27 protein-coding genes and 2 tRNA genes are annotated in these 25657 nt (G+C 31.9%); 25 read left to right on the top strand and 4 right to left on the bottom strand.

What is annotated here, in order from left to right:
- Positions 1-90 precede the first annotated feature (90 nt).
- The 19 genes from ACK2WO_RS09645 to ACK2WO_RS09555 all read left to right on the top strand — a co-directional run bounded on the left by ACK2WO_RS09645 (position 91) and on the right by ACK2WO_RS09555 (position 12029).
- Positions 91-2277 (top strand): tape measure protein, encoded by a 2187-nt coding sequence (locus tag ACK2WO_RS09645; RefSeq protein WP_414697666.1) that lies wholly within the window; start codon positions 91-93, stop codon positions 2275-2277.
- Between the two features lie 14 nt (positions 2278-2291).
- Positions 2292-2972, top strand: a complete 681-nt coding sequence (locus ACK2WO_RS09640) for a LysM peptidoglycan-binding domain-containing protein (protein ID WP_414697665.1) — start codon at positions 2292-2294, stop codon at positions 2970-2972.
- Positions 2965-4770, top strand: a complete 1806-nt coding sequence (locus ACK2WO_RS09635; RefSeq protein WP_414697664.1) for an NlpC/P60 family protein — start codon at positions 2965-2967, stop codon at positions 4768-4770. The genes ACK2WO_RS09640 and ACK2WO_RS09635 overlap by 8 nt, the downstream gene beginning before the upstream one ends.
- Positions 4770-5078, top strand: a complete 309-nt coding sequence (locus tag ACK2WO_RS09630) for a DUF2577 domain-containing protein (protein WP_414697663.1) — start codon at positions 4770-4772, stop codon at positions 5076-5078. The genes ACK2WO_RS09635 and ACK2WO_RS09630 overlap by 1 nt, the downstream gene beginning before the upstream one ends.
- Position 5079: 1 nt before the next feature.
- Positions 5080-5490: a DUF2634 domain-containing protein gene (locus ACK2WO_RS09625; protein WP_414697662.1), complete on the top strand. Its 411-nt coding sequence runs from the start codon at positions 5080-5082 to the stop codon at positions 5488-5490.
- Entirely contained in the window at positions 5491-6549 is a 1059-nt protein-coding gene (locus tag ACK2WO_RS09620) for a baseplate J/gp47 family protein (RefSeq protein WP_414697661.1), read from the top strand.
- Entirely contained in the window at positions 6536-7090 is a 555-nt protein-coding gene (locus tag ACK2WO_RS09615) for a putative phage tail protein (RefSeq protein ID WP_414697660.1), read from the top strand. Before ACK2WO_RS09620 ends, ACK2WO_RS09615 begins: the two co-directional genes overlap by 14 nt.
- Positions 7071-7484: a hypothetical protein gene (locus tag ACK2WO_RS09610; protein WP_414697659.1), complete on the top strand. Its 414-nt coding sequence runs from the start codon at positions 7071-7073 to the stop codon at positions 7482-7484. The genes ACK2WO_RS09615 and ACK2WO_RS09610 overlap by 20 nt, the downstream gene beginning before the upstream one ends.
- Before the next feature lie 11 nt (positions 7485-7495).
- Positions 7496-7957 (top strand): hypothetical protein, encoded by a 462-nt coding sequence (locus ACK2WO_RS09605; RefSeq protein ID WP_414697658.1) that lies wholly within the window; start codon positions 7496-7498, stop codon positions 7955-7957.
- 8 nt (positions 7958-7965) lie between these two features.
- Positions 7966-8268 carry a hypothetical protein gene (locus ACK2WO_RS09600; protein WP_414697657.1) on the top strand — a complete coding sequence of 101 codons (303 nt, stop codon included), beginning with the start codon at positions 7966-7968 and terminating at the stop codon, positions 8266-8268.
- A 176-nt stretch (positions 8269-8444) separates the two neighbouring features.
- Positions 8445-8921, top strand: coding sequence for a hypothetical protein (locus tag ACK2WO_RS09595; RefSeq protein WP_414697656.1), 477 nt, complete (start codon positions 8445-8447; stop codon positions 8919-8921).
- 14 nt (positions 8922-8935) lie between these two features.
- Positions 8936-9361 carry a hypothetical protein gene (locus ACK2WO_RS09590; protein WP_414697655.1) on the top strand — a complete coding sequence of 142 codons (426 nt, stop codon included), beginning with the start codon at positions 8936-8938 and terminating at the stop codon, positions 9359-9361.
- A gap of 28 nt (positions 9362-9389) precedes the next feature.
- Positions 9390-9557 carry a hypothetical protein gene (locus ACK2WO_RS09585; RefSeq protein WP_414697654.1) on the top strand — a complete coding sequence of 56 codons (168 nt, stop codon included), beginning with the start codon at positions 9390-9392 and terminating at the stop codon, positions 9555-9557.
- Between the two features lie 129 nt (positions 9558-9686).
- Entirely contained in the window at positions 9687-10262 is a 576-nt protein-coding gene (locus ACK2WO_RS09580) for a glucosaminidase domain-containing protein (protein WP_414697653.1), read from the top strand.
- Positions 10249-10557: a hypothetical protein gene (locus ACK2WO_RS09575; RefSeq protein ID WP_414697652.1), complete on the top strand. Its 309-nt coding sequence runs from the start codon at positions 10249-10251 to the stop codon at positions 10555-10557. Before ACK2WO_RS09580 ends, ACK2WO_RS09575 begins: the two co-directional genes overlap by 14 nt.
- Positions 10558-10770 carry a hypothetical protein gene (locus tag ACK2WO_RS09570; protein ID WP_414697651.1) on the top strand — a complete coding sequence of 71 codons (213 nt, stop codon included), beginning with the start codon at positions 10558-10560 and terminating at the stop codon, positions 10768-10770.
- Complete coding sequence (locus ACK2WO_RS09565) at positions 10770-11549, top strand: N-acetylmuramoyl-L-alanine amidase (protein ID WP_414697650.1); 780 nt, start codon at positions 10770-10772, stop codon at positions 11547-11549. The genes ACK2WO_RS09570 and ACK2WO_RS09565 overlap by 1 nt, the downstream gene beginning before the upstream one ends.
- A 325-nt stretch (positions 11550-11874) precedes the next feature.
- Positions 11875-11950 (top strand) — tRNA-Gln (locus ACK2WO_RS09560).
- Positions 11951-11955: 5 nt separating this feature from the next.
- Positions 11956-12029: transfer RNA gene (locus ACK2WO_RS09555), tRNA-Trp, on the top strand.
- 451 nt (positions 12030-12480) lie between these two features.
- Here the strand turns inward: ACK2WO_RS09555 and yedE are convergent.
- Positions 12481-13452 carry a YedE family putative selenium transporter gene (yedE, locus tag ACK2WO_RS09550; RefSeq protein WP_414697649.1) on the bottom strand — a complete coding sequence of 324 codons (972 nt, stop codon included), beginning with the start codon at positions 13450-13452 and terminating at the stop codon, positions 12481-12483.
- A 289-nt stretch (positions 13453-13741) separates the two neighbouring features.
- Here yedE and ACK2WO_RS09545 point away from each other — a divergent pair, with 289 nt between their 5' ends.
- From ACK2WO_RS09545 to ACK2WO_RS09535, 3 genes are all read left to right on the top strand, one after another.
- Positions 13742-14905 carry an aminotransferase class V-fold PLP-dependent enzyme gene (locus ACK2WO_RS09545; RefSeq protein ID WP_040410221.1) on the top strand — a complete coding sequence of 388 codons (1164 nt, stop codon included), beginning with the start codon at positions 13742-13744 and terminating at the stop codon, positions 14903-14905.
- A gap of 205 nt (positions 14906-15110) precedes the next feature.
- Positions 15111-16562, top strand: a complete 1452-nt coding sequence (locus ACK2WO_RS09540) for a cell wall-binding repeat-containing protein (RefSeq protein WP_414697648.1) — start codon at positions 15111-15113, stop codon at positions 16560-16562.
- 229 nt (positions 16563-16791) lie between these two features.
- Positions 16792-17943, top strand: a complete 1152-nt coding sequence (locus ACK2WO_RS09535) for a double-cubane-cluster-containing anaerobic reductase (RefSeq protein WP_178412321.1) — start codon at positions 16792-16794, stop codon at positions 17941-17943.
- Between the two features lie 37 nt (positions 17944-17980).
- On the opposite strand, the gene ACK2WO_RS09530 is transcribed toward ACK2WO_RS09535, so the two are convergent.
- On the bottom strand, positions 17981-18388 hold the full coding sequence (locus ACK2WO_RS09530; protein ID WP_414698746.1) for a YrvL family regulatory protein: 408 nt from the start codon (positions 18386-18388) through the stop codon (positions 17981-17983).
- A gap of 89 nt (positions 18389-18477) precedes the next feature.
- Positions 18478-19278, bottom strand: a complete 801-nt coding sequence (locus tag ACK2WO_RS09525) for a M55 family metallopeptidase (RefSeq protein WP_414697647.1) — start codon at positions 19276-19278, stop codon at positions 18478-18480.
- A gap of 283 nt (positions 19279-19561) precedes the next feature.
- Between ACK2WO_RS09525 and ACK2WO_RS09520 the strand changes: the two genes are divergently transcribed.
- The 3 genes from ACK2WO_RS09520 to ACK2WO_RS09510 all read left to right on the top strand — a co-directional run bounded on the left by ACK2WO_RS09520 (position 19562) and on the right by ACK2WO_RS09510 (position 23470).
- Positions 19562-20143, top strand: a complete 582-nt coding sequence (locus tag ACK2WO_RS09520; protein WP_414697646.1) for a DUF3867 family protein — start codon at positions 19562-19564, stop codon at positions 20141-20143.
- Positions 20144-20177: 34 nt separating this feature from the next.
- Positions 20178-22412, top strand: coding sequence for an amino acid adenylation domain-containing protein (locus ACK2WO_RS09515; RefSeq protein WP_414697645.1), 2235 nt, complete (start codon positions 20178-20180; stop codon positions 22410-22412).
- A gap of 245 nt (positions 22413-22657) precedes the next feature.
- Positions 22658-23470 carry a C39 family peptidase gene (locus ACK2WO_RS09510; protein WP_414697644.1) on the top strand — a complete coding sequence of 271 codons (813 nt, stop codon included), beginning with the start codon at positions 22658-22660 and terminating at the stop codon, positions 23468-23470.
- Positions 23471-23707: 237 nt separating this feature from the next.
- Here ACK2WO_RS09510 and ACK2WO_RS09505 read toward each other — a convergent pair whose 3' ends face one another.
- Complete coding sequence (locus ACK2WO_RS09505; protein WP_414697643.1) at positions 23708-25609, bottom strand: ABC-F family ATP-binding cassette domain-containing protein; 1902 nt, start codon at positions 25607-25609, stop codon at positions 23708-23710.
- Positions 25610-25657 lie beyond the last annotated feature (48 nt).

The raw sequence follows: 25657 nt of genomic DNA, 5'->3' as shown, positions 1-25657 counted from the left end.
GGCTAAAGAAATGAAAAAAGTTAAATAAACATAAAGCTTAAAAGAAGGGTTTTTACCCTTCTTTTTTTTATTGCATAGGAGGTGTAATAGTTGGCAGTTTTAAAAAATTCAATACAACTTAACGACTATGTTTCACCCGCTTTAAGAAATATATGTAATGCAGTTAATCAAACTATATTAGTCATGGAACGTCTTAATCATAGAATGGGAGACGATATAAATGCTAGTAGTTTGGAGTTTGCAAGAAACACAATAAACTCAACTAGAAACAGTCTGATAAGTACTAACGAAACACTTAGACAAACCCAAACAGAGTTTGACCATACTGGTGTTAGAGGTACTAATGCTTTTAATAGAATGACGAACGCACTTAGAAACTATATAACAACTTATGGTATAGCAATGGGTGCTAGATGGCTTTTAAAGACATCAGACGAAATGTCTATGATAAACGCTAAGATAAATATGATTAACAATACTATGTTATCTACTGTAGAACTTAATAAACTTATATTCCAAACTGCACAAAATGCTAGAGCAGGATACGCGGAAATGGCTAATACGATAACACGTATCAGAATGAATGCTGGGGGAGTGTTTAAGAACACACTAGAAACGGTCCAATTTGCTGAAGTTTTAAACAAACAGTTTAAAATAGCAGGTGCAACTATGGAAGAAACTAATGCAGCAACTTTACAGTTAACTCAGGCACTAGGTAGTGGTGTGTTAAGAGGAGACGAGTTAAACTCAGTATTCGAGTCAGCACCAACACTTTTACAGGCTATAGCAGATTATATGAACGTACCTATAGGTAAGATAAGGCAGATGGCTAAAGAAGGGGAATTAACAGCGGATGTTATAAAAAATGCTTTACTAGATCCTCAGACAATAAGTAAAGTTAATGAACAGTTTAGCGAACTACCACTAACTTGGCAAGATTTATGGGTTAGAGCAACTAACAATGTTAAATTAGGTCTTATGGAAACTAATGATTTACTTAGTAATTTTGCTAACTCTGATGGAATGTTAGCTTTTGTAGATAATTTAGTTGGTATGACACAAGCTATATCAACTTTTATGGCTATGGCACTTATGGGACTTGCGAATATTGCTAATTTTGTTTATGAAAATTGGAGTATGATAGCACCCGTACTTACTACAGTTCTTGCACTTTTTGCACTATATAAAGGTGAGCTGTTAATCATGAATGCACTTGAAATGGCTCATGCATTACGGACCAATGCGGTCGTTATAGCTAAACAACTTTGGGCAGTTGCAACTGGGGCACAAACTGGTGCGCAACTTGCATTAAATACGGCGTTATACGCTTGTCCATTGACTTGGTATATAGCTATGATAATGCTAGTTGTAGGAGCTTTCTTCCTATTGATAGCAATAATCAATAAAGTTACCGGGGCTAATATAAGTGCAGTAGGTGTAATAGTAGGTGTGTGGTATGCAGCAGGTGCAATCATACGAAACATATTTATACTTATAATGAATACAGCTATGTTAGTTGGTACGTTTATAATAAATATGTTTATAGCCGTTGCAACGGATGTACAGAACTCATTTATAGCTATACAAAATGCTGGGATAAATACAGCTAATGATTTAGGAGATATATTCGATAAAGCCGGAAATAAGATATTTGAGGGTATAGCTTGGGGTTGTAATAAGGCTATAGATAAGATTAATAGTGTTATCAACTTAGCTAATAAAATACCTGGTGTAAATATAGGTACAATAGGACATGTAACTCCTAAAGCAGTACATCACACTAAAGCTAGTAGAATACCATACAAAAAAGCTAATTACCTAACTGCTGGGAAGCTACCATATGAGAGCATATCTGGTGCTTATAACAATGGGTACAACATAGGTAAAGACTTCCTTAACTTCGGTAAGAAACAAGATGATACGAATAAAACATTACAAGATTATCTTAATAAATATAATGGAAGTAATACTTTAGACCCAAGTAAAAATGGTGGAGCAGGGGGCAATGGTGGTGTAGGCAAAAATACAAAAGACACTGCTAACAATACTGCTCAAATATTAGAAGAGTTAAAAGCAACAGGTGAAAACATAGAATATTTAAGAGATTTAGCAGAAAGAGAAGTAATAAACAGATACACAACTGCTGAAATAAAAATAGATATGACAAATAATAATAATATAAATAGTGATATGGATGTTGACGGTGTTATGAGAAAGATAGCAGACAAGTTAGCTGAAGAACTTGATATAACAGAAGAAGGTGTCCATATACGGTAGTTTAGGAGGAGAATATGGCTTATAAATTTTATTTAGACGGATTTTTATTACCAGTAGCTCCACCTAAACTGGAGTTAATGATAAATAATAAAAATAAAACTAAAGATCTTGCAAATATGCAAGAGATAAACATTTTAAAACTTCCAGGGCTAACAGATATTAATTTTACTGTTCCTGTACCTCTTAAGGAATATCCTTGGATGAATAGATATGTTAGTCCTAGTGAGGTCATGAGTAAATTAGAAGAACTCAAAACAAGTTGTAAACCATTTCAATTTATAGTTAGTAGAGAATATGATGATGGTTCAACTTCACATTCTACAAATCTAAAAGTTAGTTTAGAGGACTATAGACTTATGGAAGATGCGGAAGATGCTTCAGACCTATCTATTGAAATAAACTTAAAACAGTATGTAAACTTTGGGGCAAAAGTAATATATGTGTCTGAAAAGGATAAAGGAACAGTGACTCAGAAGCCTCAGTCAAGCCCTAACAAGCCTTCTAATAATAAACCTAAGACTTATACAGTCAAACACGGAGATAGTATGTGGGAGATAGCTAAGAAGTATTTAGGTGATGGAAGTAAGTATAAACAGCTTTACAACATGAATAAAGTCATGTTAGATAAGAGGAATGCTAAAGAAGGTACTAGCAAATATACTATATACTCTGGGCAGGTGATAAGACTTGGCTAAAGAACATTATATGGAAAAATATGCTAGGGCTCGTAAAGATGCTATCAATAGAACTACTTTACAAATATCACATAAAGATAAGATATACGAACCTGTAGTGCTAGATAACTTTGAACTTAAACAAGCTAGGAAGGGAGAACCTTCTAAACTTACTTTTACATTACTTAGAGGTGCTGAAGTTGATTTTATAGAAGGCGATGCAGTGAGATTTAGAATATCTCACACATGGCTTTTTTTTGGTTGGATATTTACAAGAGAGATAGACGAAGACGGAAACATTAAATGTACGTGCTATGACCAAATAAGATATTTAAAAAATAAAGATACTTACATATATGAGAATAAAAAAGCTAGTGAACTTATCAAAATGATAGCTAAGGACTTTGGTCTAAAATGTGGTTATATAGAAGACACAAAATATAAAATAGCTGGAAGAATTGAAGAGGATAAATGTTTAATAGACATTATATTAAATGCTTTGGATGAAACTTTAGCTATGACGGGTAAACTGTATGTATTATACGATAACTTTGGAAAATTGATGCTTAAAAATATAGAAGACATGGCTTTTGACCTAGTGATAGATAACTCAACTATTATGGGATATGATTACAAAGCTACTATAGACAATGAAGTTTATAACCAAGTAAAACTTGCCTATCCTAATAAGGAGACAGGTAAATATGACATATCTATGGTTAAGGATTCAAAGAATATAAAACAGTGGGGTGTTCTTCAGTATTATAAAAAGATAGACGATAAAACTAATGCAGCAGCTATGGCAGAACAGTTATTACTTTTATACAACAATGTAAAAAGAAGTATAACTATTAAAGATGCTTTAGGTGATGTTAGAGTAAGACCCGGAACAAGAATACTTGTTAATCTTGATTTAGGTGATTATAAGTTAAAAAGTTATATGATTGTCGAAAATATGATACACAGATATAAAGATGGACTCTACACAATGGATATGGATCTAATAAATAAAGACTTTAGTGCAGAAAGTTACAACCCTAACACATCTACTGCTAACAGTCTTGTAGACAATAGTGGCAGTAGTGGAGGAAGTAGCTTAGGAGAACTTAATGGTAGAAAAGTTAAAGCAAGATTTAGTGCTTACTGTCCTAAAGCAGAAGGGTCTATTGGTGGTGGACCTACTACAGCTAGTGGAGAGAAAATAAACTACACTTTAAAAACTTGTGCAGCACCTTCATGCATACCTTTTGGTACGTTGTTACAGATAAATGGTACAGGTACTAAGTATGACGGTTCTACATTTAAAGTAAATGACCGTGGTGGAGCTATTAAGGTATTATCCGACGGTACTTATAGGTTTGACCTTCTTATGCCTTCTGGTAGTGAGATGAAAAACTTCGGTATGAGAAATGGTTATGCAATAATTGGAGACGGTACAGGCTTCCATAGTGTTGGTAGCTTAGGTGGTAACTCTAAAGCCGTTGAGTATGCTAAATCTAGATTAGGTTGTAGATACGTTTGGGGAGCCCAAGGTCCTAACACATTTGACTGTTCTGGTCTTATGTATTGGGTAGCTAAACAGCTTGGTAAAACTATACCTAGAACTTCTAAAGCTCAATCACAAAGTGGTATGCCAGTTAGTAAAGCTAATTTACTTCCAGGAGATTTAGTATTCTTCGCTAATAAAAATGGTGTGCATCACGTTGGTATGTTTATAGGTGGAGGACAGTTTATACACTCACCACAGACTGGTGATGTTGTTAAAATAAGTAAGTTATCTAGTAGAAAAGACTTCTACTGTGCAAGGAGGTATTTCTAGTGTCAACATTAAGTAATACTATAAAAAAACTAGCAGTAAATGCTAATTATGCAGAAAACCCTACAGACATAAGAATTGGTACGGTAGAAAGTGTTAGTCCTTTAAAAGTTAGATTAAACCAAAAGATAATACTTACCGAACCTTTCTTGAAATTATCGAGAAACGTAAAAGACTATGATACAAAAATGATTATAGAAGGAAAAACACTGAATGTAAGAGTTCTTAATGGGCTTAAAAAAGGTGAGAATGTCCTAATGATAAGTTATCAAAAGGGGCAAAAATATTTAATAATAGAAAGGGCTGATTAGAGTGATACCAGAAACTGATAATTATTCAGACCTTATAACAGATGATTTTGATTATGTCCTAGCTCCGTCTAGGACTTATTCTTTAAATAAAGAAGATGGAAAATTTAATATAGGATATATAGACGGTATAGAGGCAGTAGAGCAAGCTGTATACCTAGTACTTCTTACCGAAAGGTACGATTATATAATTTATGATGAGTATGGAACAGAGATTAAATACTTATTTGGGAAAGAGGATTCTTTCGTTATACCAGAGTTAGAAAGAGTAATAACTGAAGCAGTTATGAGAGATGATCGCGTAACAAACGTTTCAAATTTTAAAATAACTAAGAATAAAGATGCTATGTTATGTACTTTCACAGTACATTCTGTTTTTGGAGATTTTGAAGCAGAAAAGGAGGTGTTAGTGTAAATGTTTGAAAAGTATACATTCGAATATCACATAGACGATATGTTAGCTAGAGTACTTGACGAGTTTGATAAGAGGGAAGGTTCAATAATCTATGACACATTATCACCGACGGCAGTAAAATTTTCTGAAACTTATATAGATTTAGATTTAATACTTGATGAAGTATTTCCAGATACAGCTAGTAGACCATATCTAATACAACATTGTCACTCTAGAGGTATAACACCTACACCTGCTACAAGTGCAATAGTTAAATGTGAGTTTAATCAAGACGTACCAATTGGTAGCAGATTTAACTTTGACAAGTGGAACATTGTTATAACTGAAAAAATTGATAACTTCCATTTCAAAGGGCAATGTGAGGAAACTGGTCCTATAGGTGGCAGTGGAGATATGATACCTATTGAGTATATAGAAGGACTAGAGTACGCAAGACTTACTGAAATACTGATAAACGGAGAGGACGTTGAAGAAACTGAACCTTTAAGAGAGAGATACTTTAGAAGTTTTGACGCACAAGCTTATGGTGGTAATAGAGCTGACTACAGAGAGAAAGTCCCTCAACTACAAGATATAGGAAATATAAAAATTAAAAGAGTTACTGAGACTGATAGGAATATCTATTTAACGATTATAAACTCTACCTATGACGGTGCTAGTCAAGAACTTATAAAAGCTACACAAGAGGCAGTAGACCCAACAGACCATTCTAAAGAAGGTTATGGAATAGCACCAATAGGACACAAGGTAAAGGTGCTAGGTGTGAAGGATAAGGTCGTAAACATAGAAACTAAAATAACTTTTACTGACTCTTTTAGTTTTGAAGATATGAAGTCGCAACTAGAAAAAGCATTAGATGAGTACTTCTTAGAACTTAACAAGACTTGGAGTGATGGTGTTACTCTAGTTGTTAGGATAGCACAGATTGAGACTAGATTACTTGGACTAGATGGAGTACTTGACATAGCTGATACTAAGATAAATGGAGTAGCTAGTAACTTAGTACTTGAGTATGATGAAATTGCTAAAAGAGGTGAGTTGACTAATGCGAAAGTATAAAGACTACTTACCTGAAGAACTGAAAAAGTATAAAGAGTTTATAGCTATAGGAGATACAGTAGATAAACAGTTTGATAAGTTAGAAACTGATAAACGTAGAGTCCTTTTAAATGGCTTTATAATGACTTTAGACGATTATGGGTGTACTAGGTGGGAAAAGATGTTACACCTTGTCAGAAGGGATTCTGATAGCTTAGAGGACAGACGAAAAAGGATACTGATTAAGTTTTTAAACCAGTTACCTTATACAGAAAAAAGACTTAGAGAGATGTTAGACAGTATATGTGGTCAAGGTGGCTATGATTTAAAAGTTGATATTAGTATAGATTGCGTACATGTAAAGATTGACCTTGGAAGGAAGAATCAGTTCCAGGAAGTCGAGAAAATGCTTGAAGATGTAGTCCCTCTTAATCTTTGGCTAAAGGTAGAACTTAAATACAATACACATAGAATACTTGGTCAGTACACACATAGAGAACTAGCACAGTATACACATAGACAGTTAAGAGAGGAGAAGTTACATGGCAATAACAACAGATAATTTAAAGTTAGTGCTTCCTGATGAAGATGAGGCCTATGATGTCAAGATAACTAACTCAAACTTTAATAAGATAGATGAAAAATTTAAAACTATTGGTGATATTAAACTTATAGACGAAAAAGTACAAGTAACTGATAAGAATAATAAGTTTACAGGTACAACACTTGATAAAGTTTTAGATGAGATAGATGATAAGGTTTCAAATATTAGTCTTGTAGCCGATAAAGTTAAATATACAGATACAACTACACAAATCGGAGCTACAAATGTGCAACAAGCGTTAGAGTGGGCAGTTAGAGAGATTAAAGCACTAAAACAAGAAGTTACAGGACAAACAACAAGACTATCTAACATTAATACAGAGTTAGAGACAGAGATAGGTAATCCAGTGTAAGGAGGGATACAATGGCAGATTTAAAAACTACAATAGCACAGACAGAGAATTTAAAAAATAAAGTAAAGTTAGCTAAAGACCGTATTAATCAAGTTGTAGTACGGGGGGGGGGTATCACTTCTAAAAGTTTAGCAGAAGTTCCCGATAATATTAAAAGTATGATAAGTAAGAATTATAAAAAGATAGCTATGGGGAGTTGCAGTATAGAAAAGGTTTTAAAAGTAGGTGGAGAATTTTTAGAAGTTCCAATTGCAACAGATTTTAAACCTAGTAGGGTAATAGTAAGTACTATGGCAGACACTACTCTAAATTTAATATTAGATACGAAACAAAGAAAGCATACTTTTGTAGTTAGTTCGGCTAAGGAAGTTGATGTAAGCTATATTGACAATAAAGTAATTATAAAACTTACAAAAGACCCATACTCTTCTTTTTTAAGAGTTAATGCTAAAGAATGGTTAGCTATCGGATAGGAGAAAAAATGAACTTAAAACAAGAAATAACTAAAACAGAAAATTTAGAAACAAAATTAAAGAAAGGAATAACGAACATAAACAATATTGTTGTTCGGGGGGGTGTACAATCTACAAGTGTAGCCGAGGTTCCGGATAATATAACGAAGATGTTAGGACAATATAAAAAGATAGCGATAATTAAACCGAATAAAACTTTACAATTCTTAAGCACTTTTGGAGAAACAGATTTTGTAATAGATACAAATTTAAATTTTAATCCAAGTTTAATAATTCTAGTACTACAAGGGGACGCCTTCAAAAAAAAATAAATGTAATAAGTACATACAACTACGATTACAGAACGCCTGTTTACGAAACTAACGACAATTATAGTCGGTATATAAAAAATATAACAAACAAAAACTTTACAATTACAGCAACAACAAGACAGGAGGAATCTCTTACATTGCTAGAATACATTGCTATCGAATAGGAGAGTGATAGTATGTCGCTTATAAGCGAGATAAACAGAACAGAAACAGAAAAGAATAAAACTAAAACAGTTGCAACAAATATAGATAATAAGCTTGTCGAATTAGGTGGAGAACAAGCTATAGACCTAAGCGACGTGCCGAATAAAATGGAAGTAATGGTTGGACAATATAAAAAGTTTGCAACAGGAGATTTAAATTATAAAACTAGTTTAGGTCCTAGGCAAGGCTTTAACAAGACGTTACCCGTTGATTTTAAAATAAAAAATTTATTTTTAATAGCGACAAACCCTGTATATAGCTCTGAATTTACAGGTATGATTTCTACTTTGGGAAATACAGAGCCAGTTAATTGGTACATGGGGACAGTACAAGGTGAAGGAGGAACTATTTCAATTAAAATGATAGATAATAACACTTTTAGAATCCAAGAGATAAAAGGTAAAAGTATGGGAACTCTTATATACGGGAAATGGTTCGCATTAGGCTAAGAAAGGAGAATACTATGGCAGGATACAAATACATAGGAAAAAGAATTTACTTTTTAAAAGTAGACGGACGTGTAATATTAGACACAGGAGAGGCAGAAGGTTGGGTAAATCAAACTACTACAGAGGACGATTGGAGAATCTACACAGAACTTAGCAAATACAACAAAAGTGAGGTAGATTATATAGAATTAAAATGGGGCGAATTTAAGACAGAATTTGCAGAGTGTACAAGTTATAGAGTTAATGTGGAAACTAAGACTTTGGAATTTGATTACACACCAGTTCCACCTGCTCCAGATGTTCCGACAAGTCCAACTTTACACGAACGTATGGAAACGCAAGAAAACAGAAATAACGAGCAAGATGATATTATGTTTGAGCAGTCTTATAAGATTGCAATGCTTGAGCTAAATACTGCTAGTCTTAGCAGTTTAGAATAAATATTTTTTTAAAAGGAGGTATGACATTATGTTATACGATTTAACAGTAAGACAGATTAACAAAGCTAAAACAGGAGAAAAATTAGCAGACCTTAAAAACAAGGTAAATGTATTCTTTTTAGTTGGAGAATTTAACGACGAAGAATACAAAGGCTTAATAGCTATGATAGAAGAAAAAGAAAAAGCTCTAGCATAGTAAACTAACAGATAGGGCATAGATTAAGATATGTTCTTTTTTTATGCCCTAAAAAGATTGAAATTTGAACATTTCAAAATAGGCGAGGGAAATTTGTTTCCTTCGCCCAATTAAAAAGGAAGTGATTAAATGTTTAATAAAAATAACATAAGTGGTTTATCGCATACCACTGCTGATGAATTAAGTTATGCAGTTAATAAACTGAAACCTAACAACGCATTATCTAACCTAACAGAGTATTTCCTAAAGGCAGAAAAGAACTATGATATAAATGCAGTAATATTACTTTCTATAGCTTGTTTAGAGTCTAATTATGGACTATCTAAGTTAGCAAAAGATAAGAATAACTTATTCGGTATAGACGCAAGGGACAGTCTACAAGGTAAACCAAACTTCGGTAAAGACTTTGAAACTAAAGAAGCTTGTATAGACCACGCAGGGCATAGGTTAGGTATGCAATATTTAAAAAGGGACTCTAAGGCAGATTGGAGATACTGTGACGGGAAACAAGACATATACTCTGTAGGTAAAAAATGGTGTTCTAAGACTAGTTGGGCAGATAGTGTTATAAGTGTAGCTACTAGACTTGAAAAGGCTATAGAGGACTACAGAGGGCGTGAGACAGTGGACTACAAAAGAAAGTATGAGGACTTGAAAAGTAAAGTAAAAGTACTTATAAAGGAGCTAGAAAATGAAGTTAAATGATTTAAATTTAATCTTAGGGATTGTGGTAGCTATAACAACTCTTTATGCAGGATATTATAAAAAAGCTTTAAAAGAAGCACAAGATAAAGGTAAAGACAATGCTGTTATAATAACCATGCTCGAACATCATGAGTCCTTGCTTACCAAATTAGACGATAAGCTTGAAAAAAGTGCGCACGATAGACACATTATAGAAAAAGACTTGGCTAGACATGATGAGCAAATAGATACAATATTTAGAAACATAAAAAAGATAGAAAGCAATTGTGAAAATTGTAGAAAGAAGTGTGATTAGATGAATTATAAAGACATATATACTTGGATAGGTTTATTCGGTGTTATAGGAACTGCTGCAGGAATAAACGCAGAAAGCTTGACAAGTTGGTCGATACTATTTGAAAACATAATGAACGTTATACAAAACCCTTATCTATTAGGGTGCGTTATTATGGCAGTAGTTGGTGTTATAAGTAAAAATCCTAAGGAAATTAAGAAGGTGAGAAAGTAATGAATTTTAATATACACGCAGGACATAATCCAGACGGAAAGATAGCTTGTGGTGCTAGTGGATATATAAAAGAATCTACAGAAGCAAGAAAAGTAAAAAATGAAGTTATAGCAGAACTTAAAAGACGTGGACATAATGCTTATGACTGTACGTGCGACAATGGTACAGGGCAGACCGATGTGTTAAGAAAGATATGCGGTAAAGCAAATGCTAGAAAAGTTGACTGTGATGTATCTATTCACTTTAATAGTTCTAACGGACAAGGCAATGGCACAGAAGTACTTTATAAAACTTCTAATGGATCTAAATGGGCGACTAAAGTACAAAAGTCTATAGTCAAGGAATGTGGCTTTAAAGATAGAGGAATTAAAAAGAGAGATAACTTATATTATCTAAACAATACGAAAAATGTAGCAATACTTATAGAAGTATGTTTCGTGGATAATAAGAATGATGTAAACAAGTACAATAGTAAAAAAGTTGCTAAAGCTATTGTAGATGGTTTAGTTGGAGAGGAAAAAGGAAGTGTTAAAATGGATAAAGTAATAGCTTATGTAGGAGATATAGACAAGGTAGCTGCAACAGTATTAAATTGGAAACTGAAAGACTATAAACTTGTTGAAGCAAACACTATAAAAGGAAAATCTATAACTAATCTAGTTGTAGTAGGTGGAGGAGCAGAAAAAGTGTTCCCTGCTGCTAAAATTAAATTAGTTGGTAAGGATAGATTTGATACAGTTAAAAAAGTTTTAGATTATGTTGTTGAATCGACACACTAAACAAGGGTATAATGATTTTGGGAGAGGCTTTTTGAAAGTCCTTATTAAAAACTTAATAACAACATTATTTCTTTAGGTGAGGCCTGTCTTTATGACAGGCTTTTAAATTTTTATAGGAAGTGTTATTGAATCGACACACTAACCAAGGTTATAATATAAGTACAATATTAGTATTAGTTTAGCACAATGTGAAGTGAGACTTGTTACAATTCTAATCTAATTATATTTTAAATCACCAATTATTTTTCGAGATAAGACCAAGCCACTGTCTTACGTTGACGTGGCAACTTTAGGTAGTTACATACGTGTGGCTACCTTTTATCGTAAGGGTATAGCCAAGTCGGTAAGGCATAGCACTTTGACTGCTAGATGCGAAGGTTCGAGTCCTTCTACCCTTGCCAATTATAAGAGTATAGTTTAATGGTAAAACAACAGTCTCCAAAACTGTAGATATAGGTCCGATTCCTTTTACTCTTGCCAATTATATACGACAATGTGCACTTGTTATAAACCTAGGAAATGTGACAAGAGGACTCTACTGTACGAAACACAGTTGGTAAATTAAAAGCACTACCACGAACACAGTACCCGAATACTAGTTAAAAATTCTGGCTATAAAAAGTGGGGAGCCATGAGAGAGAGTTAAGTCGTATAAGAAAACTTTCGTTCTTTAAATATTACGATATTATAGCCGTTAGTCTGACCATAATAAAAAAATTCTAATAGTCCAGGTACAGACTAACAAGAAAACACTCATAGCGGTATGGGTGTTTTTTCATGCTTATTAAAATAATGCATAAAAAAAAGAACTCACACGTCTGTGAGTCCTTTTTAACGAAACGAAGTAAACAAGTAGATGACAAACTACTTGCTAACCTTATAATTAATATATCATAATAATATATGAAAGTCAAAAGAAATATTGTTTGTATTATTTTTGGTCTAGTGGAGAAGAAGCAAGTTTGAAGTTGTGGCAGAATGCAGCACCAACTAAAAGACCTAATATAGTTATAGATGAGTCAACGTTACCTTCACCTGATAAAACTAACTGTCTCATTGGGCATCCACCAAGAAGTATAGAACCCCAACCACAAACAACCATTCCTAAGAAGTTCCATAAAGCATCTGTATGAGCAACTGGCTGATCTGCAAATCCAGGAGCAAACTGATGAGTTATTACGTTAGCTATGAAAGCACCAACAAGCATAGCTATGAATCCGCTTACAAGATAGAAGTCTTTGAATAAAACTATATCTCTTATACCACCAGCCATACAAAGTCTTGTTTTCTGGCATATAGCACCAGCTATAAGACCAACTGCAAGAGCGAAGAATATTGGAGCATGCATAGAACCTGGTCCTTCTGTAGAGAATACAAGAAGAGTAGAGTTAACTGCAAGTAATATGAATAAGAATACGCATATTGCAGGCATTATAAATCCTTCTAATTTAGACTGTTTGTAGTTTCTTTTTAAAGTAAATCCTTTGTTTAAGAATACTATACCTATAAGTATACCTACTACAAATCCTGCTAAACCAGCTATGGCATTCCAGTCACCACCAGCTAATCTTAAAACCATTCTTGTTGGACATCCTAAGAACATTAATGCACCAACCATAACTATAAATCCAAGACAGAATCTTATAAGTGGAGAAGATCCTCCTCTTGAGCTGAATTCCTTACTAGCAAATGCAAGAATAAATGAACCTAATATAAATCCTATGATTTCTGGTCTTACGTACTGTACGATAGGAGCCTGATGTAAACTTAAAGCACCAGCAGTATCTCTGATGAAACAAGCTATACATATACCCATGTTTTTAGGGTTACCAAGCATAACTGAAATAACAGCCATTATACCTATAACAGCACCACCGATAATGATATTTCTTTTTTCTTTCATTATGAAAGTACCTCCTGTTTACTTTTTGAGGCAAAGCATTACCCAATCTCATAATAACATATTTGTATGTAACAATTAAGAAATATGCCATACTATAGAAAAAAACTATAATCAAAATAGTTATTATTGAAAAAATCATTTAAAACGAAAAATAATAAATAGATTAAAAATATTAAAAGAATTATCAAAAAAAATATATTCTGATATAATATAAGTAAGTATAAATATTATATTTTGTATATGATATATCTAAAATATAAATTATAAATTGATACGGAGGGAAAATAATATGAGAAAAGTATATTGTGATAATGGGGCAACATCATTTCCAAAAGCACCTGGTGTTGGGGATGCAATAAAAGAATATGTAGAAAGTGTTGGAGGAAATGTAAATAGAGGGGCATATTCATCAGCTTTAAGTGCAGGATTTGTTGTACTTGAAACAAGAGAAATGCTAGCAGAATTATTTGGATTTGATAAACCAGAAAATGTTGTATTCACTAAAAATATAACAGAATCTATGAATACAGTTTTAAAAGGACTATTAAAAGAAGGAGATCATGTTGTAGTATCTTCAGTTGAACATAATGCAGTCATGAGACCACTTGTAAAACTAGAACAGACTAGAGGAGTAACATTTACTAGAGTTCAGTGTAATAAAGTTGGGGAAATAGATTTAAAAGATGTAGAAGCTGCAATAAAAGAAGATACTAGAGCAGTTGTAATGACAGCAGCATCAAATGTATGTGGTACTGCACTTCCAATAAAAGAAATAGGAAAAATATGTAAAGAAAAAAATGTTATATTTATAGTAGATGCAGCTCAGACTGCAGGAGTATTCGAAATGAATATGAAAGAAATGAACATAGATATATTATGTTTTACAGGACATAAAGGATTACTAGGACCTCAGGGTATGGGAGGATTCTTAATAACTGATGAATTAGTTCCTCAGGTAGATAGTTTTATAGAAGGTGGAACAGGAAGTAAATCTGATGAAGAAATACAGCCAGAATACATGCCAGATAAATTCGAAAGTGGAACTCCTAACATACCAGGAACATATGGATTACATGCATCTCTTGAATACATCAAAAAAGTAGGTATAGAAAATATACATAAAAAAGAAATGATGCTTACTGAAAGATTCATAAAAGGTATGGAAGAAATAGATGAAAGATTTATAATAGGTAAGAGAGATACTGAAAATAGAACAGCTGTTGTATCTTTAGACTTTGTTGGAATGGACAATGGTATAATATGCCATGAATTAGATGTTAATTATGGAATATCTACAAGACCAGGTATGCATTGTGCACCATCTGCTCATAAAACATTAGGAACATTCCCTCAGGGAACAGTAAGATTTAGCTTTGGATACTTCAATACAGAAGAAGATGTAGATTATGCATTAAATGCTATAAAAGAAGTAATAAAAGCTTATAATGAATAAAAATTGTAATTGAGTAAATTACTAATAATATACACTGAAAACGTTGAAATATGATTGAATTTATGCGATAATAAAAAAAGGCTAAGAGTTAAAAATCTTAGCCTTTTTTAATTTAGAAAATGATTTGTAGATAAAAGAGTATATTATAAAATTGATTGTAAATAAAAATTATGAATGGTTATATGAGAGGAGGAATATTATTCAAATGAATTTAAAAAAAACAATGACAGTGTGTATGGCATCAACAATGTTAATGGGGAGCGTTATACCTGTTAATGCTGCGGAAAAAGAGGTAATCCAGGGTAAAAATATGTATGAAACAGCAGGATTAATAGCAGATAGACAAAAGTATAATACAGCTATACTTGTAAACTTAGATAACTCTATAGCGGATGGACTTTCAGCAAGTGGGTTATCAGGAGCAACAAATGCACCAATACTTCTTACTAAGAAAAATAGTATACCTGATGAAACATTTAAAAGACTAAAAAATGTAAAAAAGGTATACATAATCGGACTAGAGGATGCTGTATCAAAAGGAGTTGAAAGTACTCTAAAAACTAGAGGAATAAGTGTAGAAAGAATCGGTGGCTCAAATAGAAATAAAACTAGCTATAATGTAGCAAATAAGATAGCTAAATTAAAGAAAATAACTTCAGTAGCAATAACTAATGGTACAAAAGGGGAAGCGGACAGTATAAGTATAGCTTCAAAGGCTGTTAAGGATGGTATGCCTGTTATACTTACAAATGGAAAAACTATAGATTATAAACTAAAAAATGTAAAAACTTATGCAATAGGAGGAACTACTGTAATATCAGATAGCTTAGTAAAAGCAACAAATGCTGAAAGATTAGGTGGAGCTAATAGATATAAAACTAATCAAATAATACTTAATAAGTTCTATCCAAATGTTAATAGATATTATGTGGCAGATGGATATGATTTAAAAAATGCACTAGTAGGATCTACATTGGCAAAAGACGACCCTCTTATGTTAGTTTCTAAAGGGTCTGATAAATCAATATTTAGAGGTGCTTCAAAAATTTCTAAAATAGGTACTTTGAGTACTAGTATATACGAAGACTGTTTAAGACGGGCATCTTCAAGTGATTCAAATGGTTCAAATGAATCGAATGGTTCAACTAATAATGGAGTTGTGCTTGGTTTACCAATACTTTCTAAACCAACATCTACATATGAACAGTGTAGAAGATGGGCGGAAAGTAAAAAAGCATCTGATTTATTTATGGAGATATTACCAATATTATATAATACAGCTGTTGAAAATGGAGTAGACCCTACATTAGTAGTTGCACAGTGTGCAAAAGAAACAGGATATTGTAAATTTGGTGGAGTATTGGATGAAACATTTAAAAATACTTGTGGATTAAAATCTCCAGTAGGAGGAGATGATAAGGACAAAGAAGCACATACAAGATTTGAAACTTGGGAAGATGGTGTGCTAGCACAGGTACAACATTTGGCACTTTACGCTGGTAAAGAAGGGTATCCTCTATCAAATCCTAAAGATCCAAGACATTTTACTAGCCTTTTTGGAAAATGTAAAACAGTTAAATCATTATCTAATAATTGGGCTGGTAGTGGATATGGAGAAGGATTAGAAACTATGATGCAAGAAATAATGAGTAAATAAGATAAAAGTTTATTTTTATAGAAATAAGTTATACGAGTACATGTGCAAAATAGAAAAAATATATTGTTATAGAAAAAAACTATAATAAAAAATAGTATATATAGATATTTGCTATTATTAAAAAATAGTTTATTTACACAAACAGGTACAACAGTGATATATAATTAATATGGAAAACTTAAAATAAGTTATACTATAAAAATTATGATATCGAGGGGTGTGTTTTATAATGACAACAGTAGGACTTCCAGAACAGTTTGAAAGTTGGGGAGAAGCTAGAAGAAATGGTTTCTTAGCAATAAAAAAATTAAAAGATGATGGTAAAAAAGTAGTTGGAGCATATTGTACATTTACTCCAGCAGAAATAATATTAGCTGCAGGAGCAGTTTCAGTAGGTCTTTGTGGTGTTAGTGAAGAACCTATACCAGATGCGGAAAAAGTATTACCAAGAAACCTATGTCCAATGGTTAAATCAAGTTATGGTCATGCTATAACAGATACATGTCCATACTTCTATTTTAGTGATATAGTAGTAGCTGAAACAACTTGCGATGGTAAAAAGAAAATGTATGAACAGATGGCAAAAGTTAAACCAACTCACATAATGCATCTTCCAAACCTAGCAGATGAAGCAGGTATAAAACTATGGGCTGGAGAAATAAAAAGATTTAAAGAAAGATTAGAAGAATTCTACGGAATAACAATAACTGAAGACGATATAAGAGCAGCTATAAAAGATAAAAATGAAGAAAGAGCTTTATTAATGGAATACTTCAAATTAGGAGCTCTTAACCCACCTCCAATGAGTGGAATGGATATACACAGAGTTTTATATCAGACTCAGTTCAAATTTGATAGACCAGCTATGAAAGCAGAACTTAGAAAATTAATAGATGATATAAAAGCAGAATACAATGCAACTGAACATAAAAAATCAAATAGACCAAGAATACTTATAACTGGTTCTCCTATAGCAGGTGCTATAAATAAAATAGCTCCAGCAATAGAGGAAGCTGGTGGAGATGTTGTTGTTTATGAAAACTGTGGTGGTCCAAGATCAAATAGATGGTTAGTAGATGAAGAAAATCCTGATGTATACGAAGCAATAGCTGAAGCATACTTAAAAATAGGATGTTCTTGTATGATGAACAACGACAGAAGAATAGAATTACTTGATGAATTAATAGATGAATTCCAGATAGATGGTGTTATAGATATAGCATTAACTGCTTGCCATACTTTCACTGTTGAAAGTGCAAGAATAAAAGAATTCGTTACTAAAGAAAAAGGAATATCATTCCTTTCATTAGAAACTGATTACTCTCAGTCAGATAGTGAACAGTTAAAAACTAGATTTGAAGCATTTGTAGAAATGTTATAATATAAAAAAGTGCTATCACATATGTGATAGCACTTTTTTAATTTTCATTATTATCCTTTGAAAACATGTACTCTATTGAAGATGTAAAAACATACAATAGTACAGAGAACAAAATTTTAGTCCTAAAAGGAATAGATATAGACTTCATAATACTATCAACAACTAATAATCCCAATAAAACTAAAACGACCTCTACAAAAAACTCTAAAACCTTATAAAAAGATTCTGGAATACGACCTTTAAAACGAACAAAATCTAGAATAGAGGTACTAATAAAATCTAGCGGTATAGTAAAACATACAAAAATAAAGAAAAATAAAAATACCGCTGGAATCGAATTGTACTCAAATCCGATTAGAGTCATAAGCCCAATGCCTACAAAAGTAGTGACTGCATAAATAATACCAAACGAAATTGCCATAACAATAATCAAAGTTATAAGCATTGCAAATATTGAATTTTTTCCTTTTTTAGAAATTGAACTCACCACCTAAAAAATAATACTTTCAAAACATAAATAATTACAAAATTAAATTAAATAAACATTAACATCCTCAAAAATTCAAAATAGTCATCTGTATTGAAGATAACAGTTTTTTCATCCTTTTTCAATACATTTGGATAAAAAGATGCTTTATGTGCATCTTTATGATTTCTAAATCGTATTTCAGCTTCAAAGTACTCTGGAAGTTCAATTTTACAATTATCTAAATTATTTTTAAATGCTTTTTCAGAGTTCAATTCTATTAGTTTAATTGCTTGATTAGGGTGAATTGAAATTGATGCACCACCATTACCTTCTAAAATAGGAGCAGTTAAAATATTTTCGTTTAAAATTTTTGCTGTATCACAAAGAGATTTATCACCGCTTAAGAAAACAACTGGAACACCAAAATAAGCAGCTGTAAATACATTTATTATAAATTCAGACACAAATTCTCCATTTAATTTTATATAGTCAAATTTAAGGTACATTGTATGAGATAGTGGATTTCCATCAGAGCAAGCTCCAGAGTGGTATCCTACAAATGCACAAGCATCAAAACTTTCATCTATACAAGACATCATACAAAGAGGATCTTCTGTCCAACCTCTAATAAGCTTGATGCTAGGAATATCTGGCAACATATCATAAATTATATTTCTTCCGTCCTCATGGGCATCTTTTATTATAATTTCATCAAAAGCGCATTTATTAGCTGCATTACAAACAGCAGCAACTTCTTTAGTCATTTGAGTTCTAAATGTATCCCATTCTGAATTGTTTGTAAAAGTTTCATTCCAGTCGACTATTCCACAACAACCCTCAATATCTGCACTAATATATAATTTCATAAAATCCTCCTAAATAAAAATGTAAAAATAATAACAACTATCTTTGTAAAAAATAATACTATTTATATAGTATTAACCTCTTATATTTAATTTTAATACTTTTTTACAAACTATTAAACATATATTATAAATAAAATAAAGATAAAAGGATTAAATTTTCAAAAATTTTAAGCTAAAATTTATTTATATATGATATAATCTTTAATATAAAAATAGCTTTTCAAATTAAATAAAAAGTTAAAAAATAGATAAGCAATTAAATTAAAATTAGGGGGTATAGAAAATGTCTGAAATAATAGATTTTAATGAATTAAAAAATAAAGTAAAAGAATCTGATGTAGATAAATTTGAAGATTATATGTATAGCCTTTATAGTGATGTGGCAAGCGGTAACCTTAGTATGGCGGGCTTTTCAAGAAAAATGATGGATTATATGAGAGATAATAATATATCTCAAGAAAAATTCTACAAAATACAGCAGAAATTTATGGAAAGATATGGAATGGATACAAAAGAGATGGACGAACAGCTTAAAAAATTTGGTCTAGATCCAGAAAAAATAAGTGGAATAAGTTCTTCAAATCCATCTCAGGAAAGCGTAGACCGGTACACTAAAGCATCTGGATTTTACGATAAATATAGCAACAAAATAAAAATAAGAAGCAATATAACTTCTTATATAAAAAATGATTTAAATGATATAGAAATAATAATAGAAGAGGATAAAGTTTTACTTTTCAGCAGTAAAAAAATAGACTTATCAGATAGAGAACTTAATGAATTTTTAAACTCATACAGAAATATGTTTGATAAAACTATAAGAGTTGTTCTATGTGAGACTACTAGAAAATACGATTATAAATAAAACCCTTACAATTCTTTGAAAAGGGGGGATTAAAATGGAGACTAGAGAAAAAAAGATGTCTACAAGTTCTGAAAGAATAAAAAAAGCGGCACTTCATTGGAGTAATTTGCTTGAAGGATATAACAATATGGCTAAAATACCAGCAGATTATTTCAATAAAGAGAACAACGGCATTTTAGCTAAAGAAAAGATAGTAATAAATGAAGAAAAATATGCTAGATTAAAGAAGTTTTCTGAAAAACAGGGGATAAATATAACAGATATAATAGAATTAATATATGGGTTAATTTTACAGGAATATACATTTGAAAGGGATGTTATGTTTGGTAGTACGATGAACATAATTCCTGTAAGAATAACAACTGAAGAAAATGAGACTTTTACAGAGGCACTTAAAATATTTGTAAAGCAGAAAAATAACTCAAAAGAGTTTTTAACTTATATGTTATCAGAGATAGAAAAAAATAGTCCATTAGATAAAAAATTAATCAATACAATTTTTGTAAGTGGGAATGTTGATATGTATGCGAAAGATATGATTGATGATTTAATGAGGCTTAAGGGGTATGAATTTGCTGTAGATATGGTGGCTGGAGAGGGGACTTTAGTCATAAGGGCTAAATATATGACATCTAAATACAGCAAAGATACAGCTGAAAGAGTTTTGTCTATGTTTGATACAGTTATTTCCCAGATAGTAGAAAATGAAGAAATCAAAATGAAAAATATAAGATTTGTATCTAGGGAAGAGGAAGAAGAGATTTTTGAAGAGTTTAATATGAGCTGTAAGAAAAGACCTCCAGATATGACATTTATGGACGGTTTTTATGAGCAAGTTAAGAAAACTCCGGACAATATAGCCATTAGAGATGAAAAAATGACTATGACATATAGAGAGTTAGATATTGTAACCGAGAGATTTGCTGGGTATTTAAACAGTATAGATATAAAAAGAGAGGATACAGTTGCAGTTATTTTACCGAGAAATATAGGGGTAATAATCGCAGCAGTAAGTATAATGAAAGCTGGAGCAGCAGTATTTCCAATAGATATAAGCAATCCATCTGTTAGGATGTCGTATCTTTTAGAGGATAGCGAGGCAAAGGTTATAATAACTTCTAAAAAATTAGAAAAACAACTTCCTAAAACAGATAAAAAATTATTATTTATAGAGAATGAATCTATGTTTAACACAGATATTCCTATAACAGAATATGTGTATCCAGATAACTGTGCTTATAGAATCTCGACATCAGGATCTACTGGTAGACCTAAGTGTATGTCGATAGAGCATAGAAGTCTTATGAATATGTGTATGTATGCTATAGACTACATAAATGCGGATGAAAATGATATTTGTGGAGTGTATCTAAGTTTTAGCTTTGATGCAGCAGTTAAGCAGATATTCCCGTATTTGCTTTGTGGGGCGTCGGTCGACATAATTCCAGAGACTGCAAGGGCAAATGAATATACTGTAAATGAATACTGTGAAAAGAAAAAGATAACTATTTTAGCTGTTCCAACAATATTTGCAAAAAGATTTATAAAAAATTGTGATAATAAATATTTGAGGGTACTTCAATCAGGTGGAGATAAGCTAAAAGGATATAAAGAAAGAAATTATAAAATCTACAATGAATATGGGCCAGCAGAATTTACTGTGCTTGCTACATCGTTCTATGTAGATAAAGAGTATGAAAAGATTCCAATAGGAAAACCAATTTATAACACTTATGCCTATATATTCGATATGAACGGAAATATATGTCCAATAGGTGTTCCAGGAGAGCTATGCCTTTCTGGAATACAGATTTCCAGAGGGTATATGCATAAGGAAGAGCTTACAAAAGAAAAATTTGTCGAGAATCCATTCGCATTTGATAAATACACTAGATTTATGTATAAGACTGGAGATTTAGCAAAATGGCTAGAGGATGGAAATATAGATTGCATAGGAAGAATGGATAGCCAGGTTAAGATAAAAGGCATAAGGGTTGAAATATACGAGATTGAGAACGAAATAAACAATATTCCAGAAATAAAAAGCTCTGTCTGTATAGCTAGACCCGATGAAAAAGGGGAGCTTTATCTAAAGGCATTTTATGTATCAGATGAGAATGTAGATCCTAAAAAGGTAAAAAAACATCTTCAAATGTCTCTGCCACCATATATGGTTCCTGAGTATATTATGCAGATAGATAAAATACCAGTTACTCCAATAGGAAAGGTAAATAAAAAGAAACTTCCTAAAGAAAATATACCAGTATAAAATAGGATAATGATAAAAATCTATGGAAATTGTTTTGACAAAGGTACAAAATTGTCATCTATATTCATAGATTTTTCTTATTTTTTGAATGATAATATAAATAAAGAGTTATATAACAAAAAAATTGAACCAATGCTTTCTAAAGATACTCTAAATATTATATGAATATATTCTGTATTTTATTTACATTGAAGTAAAAAATCATTAAAATAGGTAATACACGATAATAGTTAGGAGTATTTATTATGAAAAAGAAAAGAAAACTTAAAAAAAGTGTTAAAATAGCAATAGCTTTTGTAGTATTATTGTTAATAGCTACTTATGGAAAAAGTTCGGGTAGAGAAAGTGTTGATTTTACACATATTGAAAATCCTACAAAATACGTTGAAGAGTTTCAAAAGAGAGCGAAGGAAGATGATAGATATAATGAAGTTATACAAAATATAGATACTTATCCTGAGGATGTAATAAAATTATTATATTCTAATGGAGAGACTTTAGACTTTGTTCTTAGTAGAGATAATTTCCAAAAGCCAGCGTTTTTAATAAATGTGGATGAAGAATGTGGTGATGGAAAGATACCAAGACTTCAGCAATGGGATCCAAAATGGGGCTGGAGAGAATATGGAAATAATGTAATTGCTATAAATGGATGTGGTCCAACAGCGTTATCTATGGTTGTATCTGGTCTTACTGGAGATAAAGATATAACACCAATAAAAATCGCAAAATATAGTGATAAACATGGATTTCATGAGGTAGCTGGGACAAATTGGAATCTCATGGTAGAGGGTGCAAAGAAATATGGTGTCAAAGGTTGGGCAATAGATAACACAAAATCTAGCTTTGAAAGTGCTCTAAAAAATGGAAGTCCTATAATTTGCAGTATGGGGCCGGGATATTTTACAAGTGAAGGTCATTTTATAGTAATTGCAGGAATGAAAGACGGAAAGCTTGTTATACACGACCCAAACAATATAAGTAGAAGTGAGAAATTATGGAACTATAATGATATAAAGAGCCAGATAAAAGCTGCTTGGGCTTACTCACTTGAATAGTGGAAGAATAAATTGTAACTAATTCTTTAGCCTTTAGAACATCATACTTTATTAGACGATATTTTAAAAATACGCAAAATGAAATATGTAAAAGCTATTCCATAAAAACCTATGAAAATAAAAAAGACTGTCACCCTAACGACAATCTGGAGACGGCTCACGACTTTGAAATGTGTTACTTTAAAGAGTGAGCCGTCGAAGCCTGGAGTAGGGGACAGTCTTTTTATTTTCATTATTTTACTGGAAACTTTCTGCTAATTCATTTAAGTATTCCCAGCGTTCATATTTATACTCTAATTCTTTTTCTAACTCAGCTTTTTCATTCATTATTTCCTGAAGTTTTGTGAAGTCAGTTGCATAAACAGCAGTACTTTCTTCAAGAGCAGCTATTTTCTTTTCTAACTGTTCTATATCAGAATCTATAGAATCAAATTCTTTCTGCTCTTTATATGAGAATTTAGTCTTTTTATCAGACTTAGGTTTTTCTTTTTCCTTTTTAGGTTCTACTACTTTCTCTGGTTTATCATCTTCAAATTCAATTCCCTGAATTTCTCTAAAAATAGCATAATCACTATAATTCCCTGTAAATATAAAGATTCTACCATTTCCTTCATAAGCAAAAATCTTGTTACATATTCTATCTAGGAAGTATCTATCATGAGATACAGTTATTACAACACCGTCGAATTCATCAAGATAGTCCTCTAATCTGCTAAGAGTTTCTATATCAAGGTCATTTGTAGGCTCATCAAGAAGTAGTACATTTGGAGCACCCATAAGAACTCTCAATAGGTGAAGTCTTCTTCTTTCCCCACCAGATAACTTTTCTATCATAGTATGCTGAAGAGTACCATTGAACAAAAATCTTTCGCACATCATAGATGCAGTTATTTTTGTACCATCAGCAGTTGTTATATAATCACTTTCTTCCTTTATATAATCTATAGCCTTCATACTAGGATCCATATGAGAGTCGTCCTGAGAGAAGCATCCTATTTTTACAGTTTCGCCGATTTCAATAGTACCGCTATCTGGCTGTAATTTACCATTTAAAATATTTATAAGTGTGGACTTACCAAGCCCATTTTTACCTACAATACCAATTCTATCTGTTCTAGCAAGAGTATACTCTAAATCGTCGATAACCTTTTTACCGTCAAAGCTTTTAGAAATATTCTTGATTTCAATTATTTTTTTACCAAGCCTACTTGAAGCAACAGAAATATCTATTTTTTCATCCTCTTTGATAACTTCACGATTTACAAGCTCATCAAATCTCTGAAGTCTAGCTTTCTGTTTAGTTGTTCTAGCTCTAGCACCCCTTTTAACCCATTTAAGCTCGTTTCTAATAAGGTTTTGTCTTTTATCTTCCATGCTAGATTCAAGCTGAAGTCTTTCCATTTTTTTCTCTAAAAATAGAGTATAGTTACCTTCGTAGCTAAATAATCTACCTTTGTCTAGCTCAAGAATCCTATTTGTAACCCTATCAAGGAAGTATCTATCGTGTGTAATCATTAATAGAGAGCCTTTTCTTGAGTTTAGATATTCCTCAAGCCAGTCTATTGTATCACTGTCTAAGTGGTTGGTAGGCTCGTCAAGAACTAGAAGCTCACAAGGTGTTATAAGTGCAGAAGCCAAAGAAATTCTCTTTTTCTGCCCACCTGAAAGCTCAGATACTTTCTGGTCAAAGTTATCTATTCCAAGTTTTGTAAGAACTGCCTTTGCATCATTTTCTAAATCCCACAGGTTCATAGTATCAATCTGTTCCTGAACCTTTATAAGTTCTTCATTTGTTTTATCAGAGTATTCTTTTTCTAATTTTTTTAATAAATCCTGATATTTACCAAGAAGATTAAGCTCCTTTGACTCAGCTTTAAATACCTGTTCAAGAACAGTTGCATTTTCATCATAGTCAGGACTCTGTGGTAAATATTCGATTCTAACTCTGTTTGCTTTTGTTATTTTTCCGCTATCTATCTCTTCCGCACCAGCAACTATTTTTAAAAGAGTAGATTTACCTGTACCATTTACACCAATAAGCCCAATTTTTTCACCGTCGTTTATACCAAAAGATAAATTTTCAATAAGTTTTTTTTCTGAATAACTTTTGCATATATTTTCAAATGTAATTAAGTTCATAATATCTCCTTGCAAATTTTTATTTTATTAATAATTATTTGTTTTATT

The sequence above is a fragment of the Peptacetobacter sp. AB845 genome (genome assembly GCF_047528295.1).
In the GTDB taxonomy this organism is placed as follows: Bacteria; Bacillota; Clostridia; order Peptostreptococcales; family Peptostreptococcaceae; genus Peptacetobacter.
This window is presented reverse-complemented; position numbering and strand designations above follow the sequence as displayed.

Coding starts and splice junctions, on each gene's coding strand:
- ACK2WO_RS09640 (WP_414697665.1), top strand. CDS start 2,292: ATGGCTTATAAATTTTATTTAGACGGATTTTTATTACCAGTAGCTCCA.
- ACK2WO_RS09620 (WP_414697661.1), top strand. CDS start 5,491: ATGTTTGAAAAGTATACATTCGAATATCACATAGACGATATGTTAGCT.
- ACK2WO_RS09615 (WP_414697660.1), top strand. CDS start 6,536: ATGCGAAAGTATAAAGACTACTTACCTGAAGAACTGAAAAAGTATAAA.
- ACK2WO_RS09610 (WP_414697659.1), top strand. CDS start 7,071: ATGGCAATAACAACAGATAATTTAAAGTTAGTGCTTCCTGATGAAGAT.
- ACK2WO_RS09605 (WP_414697658.1), top strand. CDS start 7,496: ATGGCAGATTTAAAAACTACAATAGCACAGACAGAGAATTTAAAAAAT.
- ACK2WO_RS09600 (WP_414697657.1), top strand. CDS start 7,966: ATGAACTTAAAACAAGAAATAACTAAAACAGAAAATTTAGAAACAAAA.
- ACK2WO_RS09595 (WP_414697656.1), top strand. CDS start 8,445: ATGTCGCTTATAAGCGAGATAAACAGAACAGAAACAGAAAAGAATAAA.
- ACK2WO_RS09590 (WP_414697655.1), top strand. CDS start 8,936: ATGGCAGGATACAAATACATAGGAAAAAGAATTTACTTTTTAAAAGTA.
- ACK2WO_RS09585 (WP_414697654.1), top strand. CDS start 9,390: ATGTTATACGATTTAACAGTAAGACAGATTAACAAAGCTAAAACAGGA.
- ACK2WO_RS09580 (WP_414697653.1), top strand. CDS start 9,687: ATGTTTAATAAAAATAACATAAGTGGTTTATCGCATACCACTGCTGAT.
- ACK2WO_RS09575 (WP_414697652.1), top strand. CDS start 10,249: ATGAAGTTAAATGATTTAAATTTAATCTTAGGGATTGTGGTAGCTATA.
- ACK2WO_RS09570 (WP_414697651.1), top strand. CDS start 10,558: ATGAATTATAAAGACATATATACTTGGATAGGTTTATTCGGTGTTATA.
- ACK2WO_RS09565 (WP_414697650.1), top strand. CDS start 10,770: ATGAATTTTAATATACACGCAGGACATAATCCAGACGGAAAGATAGCT.
- yedE (WP_414697649.1), bottom strand. CDS start 13,452: ATGAAAGAAAAAAGAAATATCATTATCGGTGGTGCTGTTATAGGTATA.
- ACK2WO_RS09545 (WP_040410221.1), top strand. CDS start 13,742: ATGAGAAAAGTATATTGTGATAATGGGGCAACATCATTTCCAAAAGCA.
- ACK2WO_RS09540 (WP_414697648.1), top strand. CDS start 15,111: ATGAATTTAAAAAAAACAATGACAGTGTGTATGGCATCAACAATGTTA.
- ACK2WO_RS09535 (WP_178412321.1), top strand. CDS start 16,792: ATGACAACAGTAGGACTTCCAGAACAGTTTGAAAGTTGGGGAGAAGCT.
- ACK2WO_RS09530 (WP_414698746.1), bottom strand. CDS start 18,388: ATGCTTATAACTTTGATTATTGTTATGGCAATTTCGTTTGGTATTATT.
- ACK2WO_RS09525 (WP_414697647.1), bottom strand. CDS start 19,278: ATGAAATTATATATTAGTGCAGATATTGAGGGTTGTTGTGGAATAGTC.
- ACK2WO_RS09520 (WP_414697646.1), top strand. CDS start 19,562: ATGTCTGAAATAATAGATTTTAATGAATTAAAAAATAAAGTAAAAGAA.
- ACK2WO_RS09515 (WP_414697645.1), top strand. CDS start 20,178: ATGGAGACTAGAGAAAAAAAGATGTCTACAAGTTCTGAAAGAATAAAA.
- ACK2WO_RS09510 (WP_414697644.1), top strand. CDS start 22,658: ATGAAAAAGAAAAGAAAACTTAAAAAAAGTGTTAAAATAGCAATAGCT.
- ACK2WO_RS09505 (WP_414697643.1), bottom strand. CDS start 25,609: ATGAACTTAATTACATTTGAAAATATATGCAAAAGTTATTCAGAAAAA.